A 14,621-nucleotide genomic window follows, 5' to 3' on the forward strand; every position below is an offset into this window, starting at 1 on the left:
TCCTTATATGTTTCAGCTCGTTCCACTATATGCTTGTACCGCTCTATATAGAACTAATCGACCGGACCGTCTACTTGTTGTTCGGTGTCTGCTTGTTGTTTTTCATCGATATGTGGCGGTTTTGCAAGCTCGACAATGATATAGTCGTGTTGTTTTACAACCGCTCCCGGAGAGATATTTTGTCTAAACACATATCCACTTCCGATAAAGCTCGGTTTTAACTGCAACAAATCAGCTAACTTCATAACATCGCGCAACGACCAGCCGGTCACATCTGGCATGATCGCTTGTCCGTCCGTTTGCAACAAAATGCGATCGGGTGCAACGACGTGTTCCCCTTCTTTCGGAAACTGCGCACGCACTTTTGTTCCTTTGCCGACGATCGTGACATTGAACCCTTGTTTTTTCAACGACTGTGCCGCCTGTTCAACCGATTGACCGACATACGAAGGAAGAGGGATGCTTTTGTCTTTTTTCCCCCGCTTTTTCTCAACAGTCGGTTGAATGTTTAAATATTGTAAACTATTTTTCATGACGGGATTAAAAATCATCGATACGGGCGCCGCCCCCGTTTCCGTATATGAAATGTTTGGCTGTTGCACAGCGACATACATAATTAAACGCGGATTTTCGCGCGGTGCCATGCCTAAAAATGAGAAAATATAGTTTTGGTGCCCTGTTAAATATCCACCTTTCGGATTTGGAATTTGCGCCGTTCCTGTTTTCCCTGCGACGCGATAACCTTCAATTTGGTACGGACGCCCTGTTCCTTTTTCAGATGTAACGACCGTTTCTAAAATGTCTAACACTTTTTCCGCTGTTTCTTTTGAAATCGGTGTATCGACAACGGTCGGTTCATGTTTTGCGACCGTTTTCCCGCTGTCTGGATCAACGATGCGATCAACAACATACGGTTTCATCATTTTTCCGCCGTTTGCGATCGCCGTAGCCGCCTGAATTTGTTGAATCGGTGTAACGGATGTTCCTTGCCCGAAACCTGTCGTCACTTTTTCGATCGGATAACGATATAAAATGTTTCCCGCCTTTTCGCCCGGCAATTCAATGCCTGTCGGCTCGTTAAAATGGAAGCGATGCAAATATTGTAAAAAGCGATCTTCCCCTAGTTTTTCGCGCACGATTTTTGCGAATGCCACGTTTGACGAACGTTGCACCCCTTCAAGAAACGTAATTTTCCCCCAACCGACTTTATTATGGTCGCGAATGCGATGGTTTCCAACTTGATAAGAACCGGATTGATACGTCTCGTTTGCGTGAAATACCCCTTCATTCACCGCAGCGGCAAGAGTAAAAATTTTCATTGTCGATCCCGGTTCGTACGGATATGCAATGGCATCGTTCAAGTAGTTTTCAATATTTCGTTTGTTCGGATTAAAGCTCGGGCGAGTGCTCATCGCTAAAATCGCCCCTGTTTTCGCATCTGCCACGATGGCGATTATTTTTTTCGGAGCATATTGTTTTTCCACCGCATTCATCGCATCTTCTAAAAACGTTTGGATTTTTTTATCAATCGTCAAATATACGTCTTTTCCGTTTTGCGGTGGAACGATGGTTTCATCCGAATGAGGTAGCTTAAACCCTTGTTGGTCACCTTTATAATAGACCTCGCCATCTTTTTCTTTTAACTGCTCATTGAACTGTTTTTCAATGCCCATTTTTCCGACAACTTCTTCCTTTTCCTCATCTTTTTGGGCATAACCGACGACGTATGATGCGAACGTACCGTTCGGATAAAATCGTTTTGAATCGCGTACAAACGTAATGCCTGGAAGCTGTAACGCCTCAATTTTTTGCTTAAGCGTTTGGCTAATGCCGCGACCGTTCGGGCCGAACTCGACTTGATGCGCCTTTTTTTTCAAAATACGCTCTACATCCGCTACATCCATCTTTAATAGCGGTGCGAGTTTACGAGCTGTTTCTTCCGGATCAGTCACGTGTTGCGGCATGTTCGGATCGAGGATGGCAGCGACCGTGTAAGAAGGAATGTCTTCTGCAATGACTTCACCGTGCCGATCAAAAATCGTTCCCCGCTTCGCTTCAAGCACTTGTTTTTTTAAATAACGCTTTTGCGCCTCAACAGCTAACGCTCTTCCATCCGCTTCCCCTGTTGCTTGTAAATAAACGAAACGCCCAAACAATGTAAAAAAGAGCAAGCTAAAAAAAATGAAACATATAGCTGCTCCTCTATGTGTATGTTTATGCTTTCTCATTTGGCATCAGTCCTGCACAACTTTTACGTTATTTTCGTTTAATGTTAAACCAAGTTCTTTCGCTTTCGCTAAAATGCGCTCATATGTGCTTAACTCTTGCACTTGTGCGTATAAATCGCGGTTTTGTTTTTGTTGCTCTTGAATGTCTGCTTGTAATTGTTGCACTTCTTTATTGATATGATAAATCGTGAACTGGTTAGAGATGATCGTGACGCTACTATATAACGCAAATGCAAGAAACGAAACAAACACCATTTTCTCCCAAAATGTCCAACGTATGCCCCGCTGTGCCTTTTTCTTCTTCTTCGGCTCGCGTTGGACGTGTTGTTCGCGTTGTTGTACTTTTTGTTGAATACGAACAGCAGCCATACTATGTTCTCCCCTTTTTACAGTTTTTCAGCGATGCGTAACTTCGCAGATCGTGCGCGATGATTATGTTGCAATTCTTCTTCTGACGGAACGATCGGTTTTTTTGTAATGATTTTTAATTTCGGCTTGTATTCATCAGGAATGATCGGCAATCCCGGCGGCAAGTGCGGCGTTTCACTTGCTTGTTTAAACGCGAGCTTACAAATGCGGTCTTCAAGCGAATGGAACGTAATGACGCTAATTCGTCCGCCCGGTTTTAATAAGTCGATCGCTTGTTCAATCGCTTCTTCAAACGCGCGCAACTCATCGTTGACCGCAATGCGAATCGCTTGAAACACCCGTTTGGCCGGATGTCCTCCTGTTCGACGCGCCGGTGCTGGAATGGCTTCTTTAATGATTTCGGCGAGCTCCGTCGTCGTTTCAATCGGCTTTTGCTTGCGCGTTTGCTCAATTTTACGGGCGATCGCTTTTGAAAATTTTTCTTCGCCATATTGAAAGAAAATTTTTACAAGCTGTTCATACGGCCATGTGTTCACGACGTCATACGCCGTTAACGTTTGTTCGCGATCCATGCGCATATCGAGCGGCGCTTCATGTTGATAACTAAACCCCCGCTCAGGCATATCTAACTGCGGAGATGATACGCCAAGATCAAACAAAATGCCGTCTACTTCATGCACACCGTAAAGGGCTAGCTGTTGTTTCATATAGCGAAAGTTACTTTTAATAATCGTAAACTGACCGCTATATCGTTCAAGTTTTTGCTGTGCATGACGAATCGCCACATCGTCTTGATCGAAGGCGAACAATCTTCCTTCTGGCGATAATTGCGATAATAAATATTCGCTATGTCCAGCTCCACCGAGCGTACAATCTACATATGTACCATCTTTTTTAATATTTAATCCGTCAACCGTTTCTTTTAATAATACCGTTACATGATGAAACAACGATGTCACCTACCTCGATTTCACGTGCTTTATAAGAAAAGCGCAAAGCGCCTGCCTATCGGCGAAGAGCGCACAAGCCCCACCGAGGAGGCTGTCGCCGCCACAGTGTGGGGCGGAGCGACTCGAGCCGATGGCGCTTGGAGCTAGACAGCTCCCTAAATCTGAAATTTTATTCTTTCTTAATCTGTTAAGAAAATGAGTACAATTGTATTGTACCATCATTTCACTAAATTCACTACTTACTTCCGAACTATTCTATTGTACATAAAAAAAATCCTGTACGCGACAGGATTTTTTTATCGACGAAAATAGTTAAAAATATACAATTTTATGCATCCCGTTCCAACGATAATCGACATGAAGAAGGCGGGAAACAAAGTCTAATCCATAGCGATTCATATAGTAAATGATGTTCCAGACGCGTTCTTGTGGCATATTGTTCGGGCGAAGCGACAGTTCAATGCGCTCATATTTGCGCACGTGCACATCATGTTTTTGCAACATGCGTCGTGTAATCAATTGTTGAAGATAATCGATTTGTGTCTCGATTCGTTCGGCATTTTTCAACATCACTCCCTCAAGGTGAGGATCAATTTGCATGCCGAGTTGACGCAGTTGTTTATGAATGTGCGCCATTTGTTTTTTCGCTTCATCAAACGTTTCATCGAATGGGGCAGGTTGATTTGTGCGCACCCATGTGTCTAGCGCCTCCTTCGTCCCTTTTGTTAACGCCTCTTCTACCGTCATGCGCACATCCGCTAAATCGGTAGCAATATGGCGCTCAACAAGCGTGAAAGAAAGGCGCGGTACAATGGGCGGCATATGGCAATGAAAATGCTCAAACACGCGTTTTAACTCTGCCCAATAAGCGATTTCGCCCGGACCAGCAATAAAGGCAAGCGTCGGAAATAGCCACTCTTGCATAAGCGGTCGTGTGACGACGTTGTTGCTAAATGATTGCGGCTCGCTTTCAATTCGTTGTCTTAATTCATCTGGCGTAAAACGATATGCCCCATCTTTCGTGTAAAAATGTTGCTTGTCATCGTCGTAATATAATAGCCGACGTTGACCGTCATCGTAAAACAAATGAGCGCACAATGGCGAGACATCAATGGCTCGTGCATAGCCTAGTTGTGCAAGGTGTCGTTGTTGGGTTTGAAGGGCGTTTGTAATCGCTTTATGTTCATAAGCAAGCGTCATAAACCATTCTCGCTCGATCGCCCGAAGCTGCGGATGAGCGGCATCAACGACGACGATGCCTTCTTTCGCAAACAACGTTAAAATGATTGCCGCAAAAAAGTCCGTCACCGTATCAGATTGCGCGATACATTCATGTATGTATGCGCGCAACTCGTTTGTCACGTCCGTTTCGCCATACGTTTTTAACACCTCGTCAATCCAATGCTTCAACGCATCCGCATCGATATGAATATGAGCAGCCATTCGCTTTTCTTTCGCTAATGGCGGATATACATATTTTTTTACTTTTCCATGTTCAGCGATATGTACATAATTTATTTCTGAAATATCATGGTCTTCAGAAGCCATCCAAAATATCGGCACGACAGGAACGCCAAGCTGTTTCTCTTGTTGCTTTGCTAATACGATAATCGAAATGATTTTATATATCGTATATAACGGACCCGTTAAAAGCCCTGCTTGTTGCCCACCGATGACAACGACGCTTTCTCGCTGACGTAGTTTTTCAATGTTTGCGATCGTTTCACGACTTGCTTGAAACTTTTGATGGTACGTTAATAAATGATCCGCAAGCGCTTCACGAGCATACGTTCGTTTTTGCAATTCACGCAAACGTTGTTCAAACGAACAAGGGTGAAACGCCTCGTTTACAGGAAACTTCCCCTCGATATATTCCGTTGCTAACCGGTTTGTTGCTGGTAACGACAGCTCAATTACTTCCATTGTAAACTTCCTTTCCCATTCATGATGAAAATGCGATCATGACACGATGAATAATCCCATATATGAACAATCCAATATAAGCGGTTGTAAATAATAAAAATTGCATTTTCCAATACAATTTAAACGTTCGTTGTAACGATACATCGCCTGTTTTTTTCCAATATAAAACGATCCCAATCATAAATGTAACGATAAAAAAAATAAGCAGTTCAACGATATACGATCGTTGAAAAATCGCTTGCAATAAGACGTGAACAGCGAAAATAAAAAAAATGGTCGAGCCGTTCACCGCGAGATGAAACGCACGCTTTCCTTTCCGCTTAAACACGGTTTTTGCGAGCGTAAATATAAAAAAAAACGAAAAAAACGGCATGACAATCATGATCGCAATGAAAGAGGCGAGTATATCTTTCATCTCTCCTTCTCCCCCTCTAATTGTTTCCCTTTCACAAGCGCATATAAAAATGTGCTAATTGGCGCTGGGACGCCTCGCTCGTTCGCCCGCTCGATTACATAACGTAAAATCGCATCTAATTCCGTCTTTCGCCCTGACTCGATGTCACGCAACATCGATGAACGATTGGCAGCTGTTTGACGACAGACCGTTTCAATATGTTTCCATATACGTTCTCGTTGTTCGAGTTGAAAAACGGACGCCACTTCTTGAAACAACTGCTTCATCGCTTGTCGATACGGCTCATGTGTCACTAACATGCCGTTTGGGACGCGCAATAAAGCGGTGAGCGGATTAATTGCTACGTTTACCATTAATTTTTCAAGCAACATCGCTTCCCAATCGTCCACATATTGAAACGGAAAGCGGTTGTTTGTCGATGATAAAAACGAAAACGCTTCTTTTTCCCCACGCCATACGCTCCACTTCGTTTGACCGACACCGGTATGAGAAACGGTCGTATCATCGATTTTTAAGGCACCATGTTCGACGACAGCGAGCGCAATATGATGATGCGGCACATGCGGCAAATACGACACATGTCCCATGCCGTTTTGTAAAAACATGATCGCGTTTGCTTGGAGCATATGTATGCGCGTTTGCAATATGTTTGCTAAATCGTATTGTTTCACTGCGATAAACAACATCTCTTCTTCGATTTCACGAACAAACGGTTCGGCATGTACGCGATGCGTCGTCCGTTCGTTTCCGCATATAACCGTCAGCCCATGGGTGCATAGCTTTTCTGCTTGCTCATTTCGACGTGTATAAATCGTGACGTCATGGTCGCCACAAAAATAAGCTGCGGTCAACAACCCAACTGCTCCGCCCCCTACAATTCCAATGCGCACCGCACGTCCTCCTCTTTTCTTACTATGTTTTATTGTATAAAAAAAAGTAGCTGTCGTCTATCAGCTACTACACAGACAATTGGCGGGCGCGCTCTAAAATGTGCATGACGGCTTGATATTCTTGTTGCACCGCTTGCAGTTGTTTTTCAAGCGCTTCTTTTTCTTTTTGGAGCGTCCATACTTGCTCTCGCAATCGTTCAATTTCTTGTTGCCCTTCTCCGCGCTGTTGCAACGTTTGTAAAAAAGAAATGACATCTTGTAACGTCATATCGCGCTCGGGCGTTTGCGGCTCTTTTTTCTTTTTCCGCTGCTGTTTGGCAAGCTCTAGTTCCTCTTCATATCGCTTGCGCACGTATGCGTTCCAACGAAATCCGCAAGCCGCTGCCGTTCGCGATAGTTTTTTCCCTACTTCTTCAAACGCTCGTAATTGTGTGCCACCTTCTCTCACAAAAGCTAACACCGTTTCCGCAAGCAACATATCTTCTTCTTCTGTCCACGCATCTTGACGCATCATTTCTATCCCTCCTCGCTGCATTTACTATATGCGTATGCAGCTAATAGAGAAGATAGAAGATTATTTGTTTCGTTTTGCTAAAAATGATTGCACCGCTCGATCGTGCTCTTCGCTCTCCCATAAATACGCACATCGTTCAATTTCAGCGAAAAAGCGTTGGCGAAACTCCTCTGTTTTCCAACGTCCCACCGCTGCTTCTTTATAGGCGCGCAATACCGCAGTCGGTTTATTCGTATAATAACTTAATTGTTTTTCGCATCGTTCGCGCAACGAGTCAGGAAAAATGCGGTGAACGAAACCGATGCGTTCCGCCTCCTCGGCTGTGATCGTTTGCGCATGTAACAATAAATCGAGCGCTTTGTCGTACGCCATTTTTTCAAATAACATTGCTGCGCCGCCCCAGCCTGTTGTAATGGCTAAATTCGCTTGGACAAATCCAAGGCGGGCACCGGCACGGGCGAAGCGAAAATCACACGCTGTCGCCAATTCACACCCTCCGCCGATCGCTGTACCGTTTATAAGCGCAACCGTTGGCTTCGGTAACGTCAATAATCGATATAAAATGTTCCCCATTTTCCATAGCATCGCATGCGCTTCATCTTTTGTCGTCAGCTGATGAAATACTTGTAAGTCCCCACCAGCGCAAAACGCTTCTTCCCCTTCGCCAGTAATGACGAGCACTTTCGCTTCATCATCGCATTCGACGAGCTGAAGCGCCTGTTCAAGTTCATCCATGACCGCATAATCAATCGCATTTCGTCTTGTCGGACGACAAATCGTAAACCAAACGATCCCATGTTGTTTTTCAATCATCTTCCCTCTCCCCTTTATTGTATGTACGTCATGTTTATTCGCTTTTTTATGCTTTTTTCCTTTTTAAAAAGAAAAGCGCAAGGGAACGACCCTTACGCTTCTCTTATTTGTTTACAACGTCTTTTCCTTTGTATGTTCCACAAACTTTACATACGCGATGAGCAAGTTTCATTTCACCGCAGTTTGGGCATTCTACCATACCAGGTACGCGCAATTTGAAGTGCGTACGACGTAGTCTCTTTTTCATTTTCGATGTTCTTCTAAAAGGTACTGCCATCATTTCCACCTCCTTAAAGAGATTTAGGCGAATATGGAGGCCGGTGTAGTTCCGGATCTTCCCTTAAGATTCGTGTTTGTTTTCGAAAAACTTCGCTAGCTTCGCAAGGCGCGGATCGATTTTATTTTCATGTTCTTCTTCCGAAATGACCGCCCAATCTTTTCCTGATTGCGGAACGGCATCGGGATGATCCGGCTGCTCGCTAAACACTTGCATCGGAATTTCAAGAAGAATAAGTTCTTTAATGATCGGCATTAAGTCGATCGCTTCTCCTTGAACAATGTGCGACTCTTCATCTGTTGCGTCATAGTCGTTTAGAAAAAACGTTTCTGTGCTTTCGATCGCGAATGGATACGATACGTCCACGAGCGTACGGGAACAAGGAAGCTTCATCGTTCCCTCGATCGTTAAGTGGAACGTAAATTTTTTCGCGCTTATATCTGCCCGTCCAGAAATATGAACAGGAGAAATGTCGCGAATGGAAGCGTCCACTTGTTTCAGGTCGGACACATCGGCCATTTCGTCAATCGTCAGCCCTTTATGCTGCAACTGATGAAGTTGATGAATAGACCATCTCAATGATAATCACCTCAAGACAACAAAGAAAATTATACGTTTGAACACCCGTTTTGTCAATATTTTTTCTTTACACTACTTCCATTATAATCGATTTATACTCACTGTATCACGTTTTAAACAAAAAAGAAAGGTGGACGACAAATGAAAGCGGTCGGCATCGTGGTAGAATACAATCCGTTTCATAACGGGCATTTATATCATGTGCAACAAACGCGAAAAAAAACGAAGGCGGATTGCATCATTGCCGTCATGAGCAGCTCGTTTACGCAAAGAGGAGAACCAGCCATCGTACCAAAATGGGAACGGGCTCGCATGGCGCTTGCAGGCGGTGTCGATCTCGTCGTTGAACTTCCTTATCCGTTTGCGGTACAAACGGCCGAATCGTTCGCTCATGGTGCCATTTCGATTCTCGATGCGCTTTTTTGCGAACAAGTATGTTTCGGGAGCGAACACGGAAACATCGATGCGTTTATCAAAACCGCTCAATTGCTGACAAATGAAAAAGAGCGACATGACGAAAAAGTGAAACATTATATGAAACAAGGGATGAGCTATGCGAAAGCATGCGCTTTAGCGCTGAATGATATCGGTCACGATATACTTGATATGTCGCAACCAAACAACATTTTAGGATTTCATTACGTCAAAGCAATTATCGAACAACAAAGCAAAATGACACCGGAGACGATTCAACGAACGGTAGCCCATTATCACGATGAGACGCTACCTGTGAATGAAAGCATTGCGAGCGCCACAAGCATTCGCCGTTTTTTACAATCCGGTCATGACGATGTCGCACGCTACGTTCCTAAAACGACATACGACACGTTACAAGCGTACCGTCATACATACACGACATGGCACGATTGGGAAACATATTTTCCGCTTTTAAAATATCGTTTATTGACGATGGAGCCAGATGACATTCGTTACATCGCTGAAGTCGAAGAAGGAATTGAACATCGGCTGAAAAAAGCGGTGGCACATGCCACGTCGTTTCACGATTTTCTTTCCGCGATCAAAACGAAACGATATACGTGGACGCGGTTGCAACGCATATGTACGCACATATTGACGAACGTCACGAAAAAAGAAATGGCAAAAGCGCTAAAAAATAAGCGTGCAACGTACATTCGACTACTAGCGATGAATGAAATAGGGAGAGCGTATGTGCGAAAAGTGAAAAAACAAACAACATTGCCGATCGTCACAAACGTAAAACATATACAAAATGATGCTGTATATCATATCGAAAAAAAAGCGGCGCAAGCATATATGTGTATATTGCCTGAGCCGCTTCGAACGGAAGCGTTGCAACATGAATACGCCACACCTCCGTTACGATAACTTTTGTAAAAATTGAACAGCATCATCGAACGTATCGACAGGAACAATTTTCATCTTCGTTCCGATGTCTTTTGCCGTTTTCACCGCTTCTTTATAGTTTGAGCGTTTCGCTCCGCGTTCGTTCGGAGCGAAAAAAATGTCCGCGCCTGCCTTATGGGCTGCGATCACCTTTTGAGAAATGCCGCCGATCGGTCCGACTTCTCCGTCGATGTTAATCGTTCCTGTCCCAGCAATGCGATAACCTTTTGTCAAATCTTCTGGAATGAGTTGGTTGTACACTTCGAGCGCGAACATCAAACCAGCTGACGGTCCACCAATTTTATCCGATTCAATGCGAACAGGTGGATCGGTCACAATATCGCGATCAGTCATGACCGAAACACCGAGACCGACGCGATTTTTTTCTTTCGGAAACGGCGCGAGCATCAATGTCGCCGTTTTTTCTTTTCCCGCTCGCTTATATGTGACGCGAACGCGATCCCCTTTTTTCTTTACGCTTACGTATTGAATAAACGCATCGGCTTCTTCAATTCGTTGTCCGTCAATGGCCACTAATTGATCACCGCTTTTCAAGACGTTAGCTGCGGGCATGCCGTCAACGACGTAAAGCACATACACCCCTTTATTTCGATACGAAAACGATCGATTTGCTTTTTTATATGCAACAGCAATCGCCGTTTCTTTTGAATTTTCCATCATTTTTAATTGCCGATGGGCATATTCTTCGTCGTTTTCCCCTTCTTGACGCACTTCATCTATCCGATATAGTTCGTTATATTTACTGATGTGCGCAAGCGCAAATGAAAAAACGTTTGCCTGCCCCATTCGAACGGTCGTTAACATAAATTTTCCTTTTTCTTTATAGCCGCCTTCGACTTCAACGAGCGGACGCAACGGTTCAGCCGTTCCGGGCATCGTGACGTAATACGGCAAGTGGAAAAACGTAGCAAAAGCGAATAGTAGTGCGATCATGATTGTCGTTGCAATATAGCGTTTTTTCTTCATTGTTCAAACCCCTTCTCTGCAAGCAGTTGACGGATAGCTGGAAGCTGTTGCCGCGCCGCTTCTTCACCGATTTGAATCATTTCTTTTGCATGGGTAAATGCATACGAACTATAACGTTCTAGCTGCGGACGAATGACGACATCCGCTTGGGCGATGCGGTGAGAAGCAAGTTCAGCTTGAATAATGTCTAAACTTTGTAAAATGACATCGAAAATCGATGAAATCGTATCGTTCTTTTTGACGGAAGCGACATCGACAGCGATGACAACGTCCGCGCCCATCTCCCGAACGACAGTGGCTGGCACGCGGTCGATCACCCCGCCATCGACGAGCAACCGTCCGTTCCATCGCTCCGGTACAAAAATGCCGGGAATCGAAATGCTTGCCCGCACCGCATCGGCTATTTTTCCTTCGCGAAACACAACTTTTTCTCCTTTTTGTAAATCCGTTGCGACAATCGCTAACGGAATACGAGTATGTTCGATTCGCATTTGTTTTGTCACGACAGCGATGAAATGCTTAATGTGTGCCCCCGAAATTAACCCCATTTTCGGCACTGTCCAATCAATATAATCGTTGCGTCGAAACGCCGTCGCTAACCGATATAATCGTTCCGTTGACATCCCCGATGCATATAACGCTCCAACGAGGGCGCCCATGCTGCTTCCTGCGATCATATGAATCGGGATATTTTCTTCTTCTAACACTTTAATAACCCCCGCATGCGCAAAGCCGCGCGCCCCGCCGGAGCCTAAGGCTAACCCGATTTTCATTCATGTTCACCCTTCCCTGTTCAATACTATGGTCTAAAATGTCCACATATACTCGTATATTAAAACGAGCACGATCGGCGAATGAGGAGGCCAACGAACGATGAAAGAAAAATGGAAAACGTTGATGCTATCGTCTATAATTATTTGTTTATGTATTGCATTGCTCCGCTATCCACAACAGTCGTTTGAAGCAGCAGTGCGCGGATTGCATATGTGGTGGGATGTCGTCTTCCCTTCCCTTCTCCCTTTTTTTATTGTATCAGAAATTTTAATTGGATTTGGTGTCGTTCATTTTCTCGGTGTATTGCTTGAACCATTCATGCGTCCGCTTTTTAAAGTGCCGGGCATCGGCGGGTTCGTTTGGGCGATGGGGATGGCTTCCGGCTACCCTGCTGGCGCAAAGCTGACCGCGCGCTTAAGACAGCAACAACAACTTTCCGCCATTGAAGCAGAACGGCTCGTTTCGTTTACAAACTCGTCTAATCCGCTCTTTATTTTTGGCGCGATTTCGGTCGGTTTTTTTCATAATCCGAACATCGGTATCGTTCTTGCTTTATCTCATTATCTTGGCAACATTTGCGTCGGATTGATCATGCGCTTTCACGGAAAAGACGAAGAATATGTTGTCCAAAAACAAAAAAAGAGCATTTTCCGTCAAGCGTTCCGCGCGATGCATGAAACGCGCTTAAAAAATAACCAAGCGATTGGAAAACTGCTCGGGGATGCCGTCCGCTCTTCCATTCAAACGCTTTTTATGATCGGCGGGTTTATTATTTTATTTTCCGTTTTCAATCGATTGCTTTATGTGACAAATATGACCGACATACTTGCCCATGTTGTGCAATACGTGCTAGCCATTTTTCATTTGCCGCGCGAATTAAGTGTTCCATTCATCGCAGGGGTGTTTGAAATTACGCTCGGCAGCCAAATGGCGAGCGAAGCAACAAATGCGACGTTGTTGGAAAAAGTGATTATTACAAGCTTTATTCTCGCTTTTGGCGGTTTTTCGGTACAAGCACAAGTAGCGAGCATTTTAGCGGAAGCAAATATTCGCTTTCAACCGTTTTTCATCGCCCGCATATTTCACGGGTTATTTGCTGCTTTTTTCGCTTCAATGCTTTGGAAGCCGCTATACGTTCAGCCGCTTGAATCGGCAGAAACGTTACCGGTATGGCTTCCGAAAGCGACGATCGATTGGCCTGTATTATACATACATTGGATCGAGCAATACGGCTTTATGATTACCGCAACAGCATGTTTGTTATATGTCGCCATCGCTTTTCGACGTGAAAAACCACCTGCTTAAAGGTGGTTTTTTGCATCAGAAAACTTTTTCCGAAGCGCTTCTTCCACAACTTTTGGCACGAGCTCGGAAATGTTGCCGTTATATTTCGCCACTTCTTTTACGATGCTTGAACTTAAAAAAGAGTATTGGTTGTTCGTCATCATAAAAAACGTTTCGATTTGTTCGTTTAAGATGCGGTTCATCGATGTAATTTGCATTTCGTATTCAAAATCGGAGACGGCACGCAACCCGCGCAAAATCGCGCTCGCCTGTTTACTTTTCGCATAGTCGACAAGCAGTCCTTGATAAGAGTCGACTACGACGTTATGTAAATCTTTCGTCACTTCCTTGAGCAGTTGCACCCGCTCTTCTGCGGAAAATAACGGTTTTTTCGATGAATTGTTTAATACGACAACATATACTTTGTCAAACACTTTTGCCCCGCGGCGAATAATATCTAAATGCCCGTATGTGACAGGATCAAAACTCCCTGGGCATACTGCGATACTTGCCATATTTATTCTCCTTCCTCATCGACATAGGCGTAAATCGATACAGCGGTGATGCCATACGTTTCATGTTTTACTTGCGTTAAGCGTCCAATTTGTTTGGCGAGTTGTTCTTCCGCCCCGTGCTCAGCGACGACAAAACCGTCTTTTTGTAACAGTTGATGACTATCGATGATCGCAATGAGCGCTTCAAGCTGCTTATTTTTATAAGGTGGATCAAGAAAAATGAGATGAAACGTCAAGCCCCGTTTTATGATTGCTTTTAATGCTCGTTCGGCATCGTTGCGATAAATTTCCGCTTGATCTGTTAGGCGACAAGCGGTGACGTTCTTTTTTATCGTTTGAACGGCTTTCGCGTCATGGTCAACGAAAATGACGCGATCTAAACCGCGACTGAGCGCTTCAATACCGAGTCCACCGCTTCCACCGAATAAATCGAGCCCAAGCCCTCCTGAAAAATACGGACCGATCATATTAAAGATTGCTTCTTTTACTTTATCTGTCGTCGGGCGCGTCGTCATCCCCGGCACAGCTTGAAGCGGTTTGCCCTTACATTTCCCTGATATGACTCGCATCATATTTCACCTCGCTTTTATGATCATAACATAACCGTCCAAAAGATGAACGATAGAAGGAAAAAATATGATAATTACGTATACAATGCAAAACAATGGTTATACTCATAGTAACAACATCGTTGATGATGTTGTTGCCAACCACGGAGAAGACTTACGTTCCCCATAA

The 14,621-nt window shown here is 44.3% G+C and carries 16 protein-coding genes; 2 read left to right on the forward strand and 14 right to left on the reverse strand.

Going from position 1 to position 14,621, the window contains the following annotated elements:
- Positions 1 to 53 precede the first annotated feature (53 nt).
- The 10 genes from HNR63_RS09175 to HNR63_RS09220 all read right to left on the reverse strand — a co-directional run bounded on the left by HNR63_RS09175 (position 54) and on the right by HNR63_RS09220 (position 8,958).
- Positions 54 to 2,228 (reverse strand): penicillin-binding protein, encoded by a 2,175-nt coding sequence (locus tag HNR63_RS09175; RefSeq protein ID WP_181520504.1) that lies wholly within the window; start codon positions 2,226 to 2,228, stop codon positions 54 to 56.
- A 6-nt stretch (positions 2,229 to 2,234) separates the two neighbouring features.
- Positions 2,235 to 2,597, reverse strand: coding sequence for a cell division protein FtsL (gene ftsL, locus HNR63_RS09180; protein ID WP_181520505.1), 363 nt, complete (start codon positions 2,595 to 2,597; stop codon positions 2,235 to 2,237).
- Positions 2,598 to 2,614: 17 nt separating this feature from the next.
- Positions 2,615 to 3,547: a 16S rRNA (cytosine(1402)-N(4))-methyltransferase RsmH gene (gene rsmH / locus HNR63_RS09185; RefSeq protein ID WP_181520506.1), complete on the reverse strand. Its 933-nt coding sequence runs from the start codon at positions 3,545 to 3,547 to the stop codon at positions 2,615 to 2,617.
- Between the two features lie 312 nt (positions 3,548 to 3,859).
- Complete coding sequence (gene bshC, locus HNR63_RS09190; RefSeq protein WP_181520507.1) at positions 3,860 to 5,470, reverse strand: bacillithiol biosynthesis cysteine-adding enzyme BshC; 1,611 nt, start codon at positions 5,468 to 5,470, stop codon at positions 3,860 to 3,862.
- A 19-nt stretch (positions 5,471 to 5,489) separates the two neighbouring features.
- On the reverse strand, positions 5,490 to 5,885 hold the full coding sequence (locus HNR63_RS09195) for a DUF3397 domain-containing protein (RefSeq protein WP_021094865.1): 396 nt from the start codon (positions 5,883 to 5,885) through the stop codon (positions 5,490 to 5,492).
- Positions 5,882 to 6,775: a 2-dehydropantoate 2-reductase gene (locus HNR63_RS09200; RefSeq protein ID WP_021094864.1), complete on the reverse strand. Its 894-nt coding sequence runs from the start codon at positions 6,773 to 6,775 to the stop codon at positions 5,882 to 5,884. The genes HNR63_RS09195 and HNR63_RS09200 overlap by 4 nt, the downstream gene beginning before the upstream one ends.
- Before the next feature lie 67 nt (positions 6,776 to 6,842).
- Positions 6,843 to 7,289 carry an RsfA family transcriptional regulator gene (locus tag HNR63_RS09205; protein WP_021094863.1) on the reverse strand — a complete coding sequence of 149 codons (447 nt, stop codon included), beginning with the start codon at positions 7,287 to 7,289 and terminating at the stop codon, positions 6,843 to 6,845.
- A gap of 60 nt (positions 7,290 to 7,349) precedes the next feature.
- Complete coding sequence (locus HNR63_RS09210; RefSeq protein WP_181520508.1) at positions 7,350 to 8,102, reverse strand: enoyl-CoA hydratase/isomerase family protein; 753 nt, start codon at positions 8,100 to 8,102, stop codon at positions 7,350 to 7,352.
- Positions 8,103 to 8,205: 103 nt separating this feature from the next.
- Positions 8,206 to 8,379, reverse strand: coding sequence for a 50S ribosomal protein L32 (rpmF, locus tag HNR63_RS09215; protein WP_003395111.1), 174 nt, complete (start codon positions 8,377 to 8,379; stop codon positions 8,206 to 8,208).
- Between the two features lie 63 nt (positions 8,380 to 8,442).
- Positions 8,443 to 8,958 (reverse strand): YceD family protein, encoded by a 516-nt coding sequence (locus HNR63_RS09220; RefSeq protein WP_181520509.1) that lies wholly within the window; start codon positions 8,956 to 8,958, stop codon positions 8,443 to 8,445.
- A 141-nt stretch (positions 8,959 to 9,099) separates the two neighbouring features.
- Between HNR63_RS09220 and HNR63_RS09225 the strand changes: the two genes are divergently transcribed.
- The gene (locus HNR63_RS09225; protein WP_181520510.1) at positions 9,100 to 10,305 is read left to right on the forward strand and encodes a nucleotidyltransferase; all 1,206 of its coding nucleotides are present in this window, start codon (positions 9,100 to 9,102) and stop codon (positions 10,303 to 10,305) included.
- Here HNR63_RS09225 and HNR63_RS09230 read toward each other — a convergent pair.
- On the reverse strand, positions 10,297 to 11,310 hold the full coding sequence (locus HNR63_RS09230; RefSeq protein WP_181520511.1) for a SepM family pheromone-processing serine protease: 1,014 nt from the start codon (positions 11,308 to 11,310) through the stop codon (positions 10,297 to 10,299). The two genes, HNR63_RS09225 and HNR63_RS09230, sit on opposite strands and share 9 nt — an antisense overlap.
- Positions 11,307 to 12,083: a patatin-like phospholipase family protein gene (locus HNR63_RS09235; protein ID WP_181520512.1), complete on the reverse strand. Its 777-nt coding sequence runs from the start codon at positions 12,081 to 12,083 to the stop codon at positions 11,307 to 11,309. Before HNR63_RS09235 ends, HNR63_RS09230 begins: the two co-directional genes overlap by 4 nt.
- A gap of 100 nt (positions 12,084 to 12,183) precedes the next feature.
- Between HNR63_RS09235 and ylbJ the strand changes: the two genes are divergently transcribed.
- Positions 12,184 to 13,389 (forward strand): sporulation integral membrane protein YlbJ, encoded by a 1,206-nt coding sequence (gene ylbJ / locus HNR63_RS09240; RefSeq protein ID WP_181520513.1) that lies wholly within the window; start codon positions 12,184 to 12,186, stop codon positions 13,387 to 13,389.
- Here the strand turns inward: ylbJ and coaD are convergent.
- Positions 13,386 to 13,883, reverse strand: a complete 498-nt coding sequence (coaD, locus tag HNR63_RS09245) for a pantetheine-phosphate adenylyltransferase (RefSeq protein WP_021094856.1) — start codon at positions 13,881 to 13,883, stop codon at positions 13,386 to 13,388. The two genes, ylbJ and coaD, sit on opposite strands and share 4 nt — an antisense overlap.
- A gap of 2 nt (positions 13,884 to 13,885) precedes the next feature.
- Entirely contained in the window at positions 13,886 to 14,452 is a 567-nt protein-coding gene (gene rsmD / locus HNR63_RS09250; protein ID WP_181520536.1) for a 16S rRNA (guanine(966)-N(2))-methyltransferase RsmD, read from the reverse strand.
- Between the last annotated feature and the right edge of the window lie 169 nt (positions 14,453 to 14,621).

Origin of the sequence: Anoxybacillus ayderensis, from assembly GCF_013761015.1 — a bacterium.
Classification (GTDB): domain Bacteria; phylum Bacillota; class Bacilli; order Bacillales; family Anoxybacillaceae; genus Anoxybacillus; species Anoxybacillus ayderensis.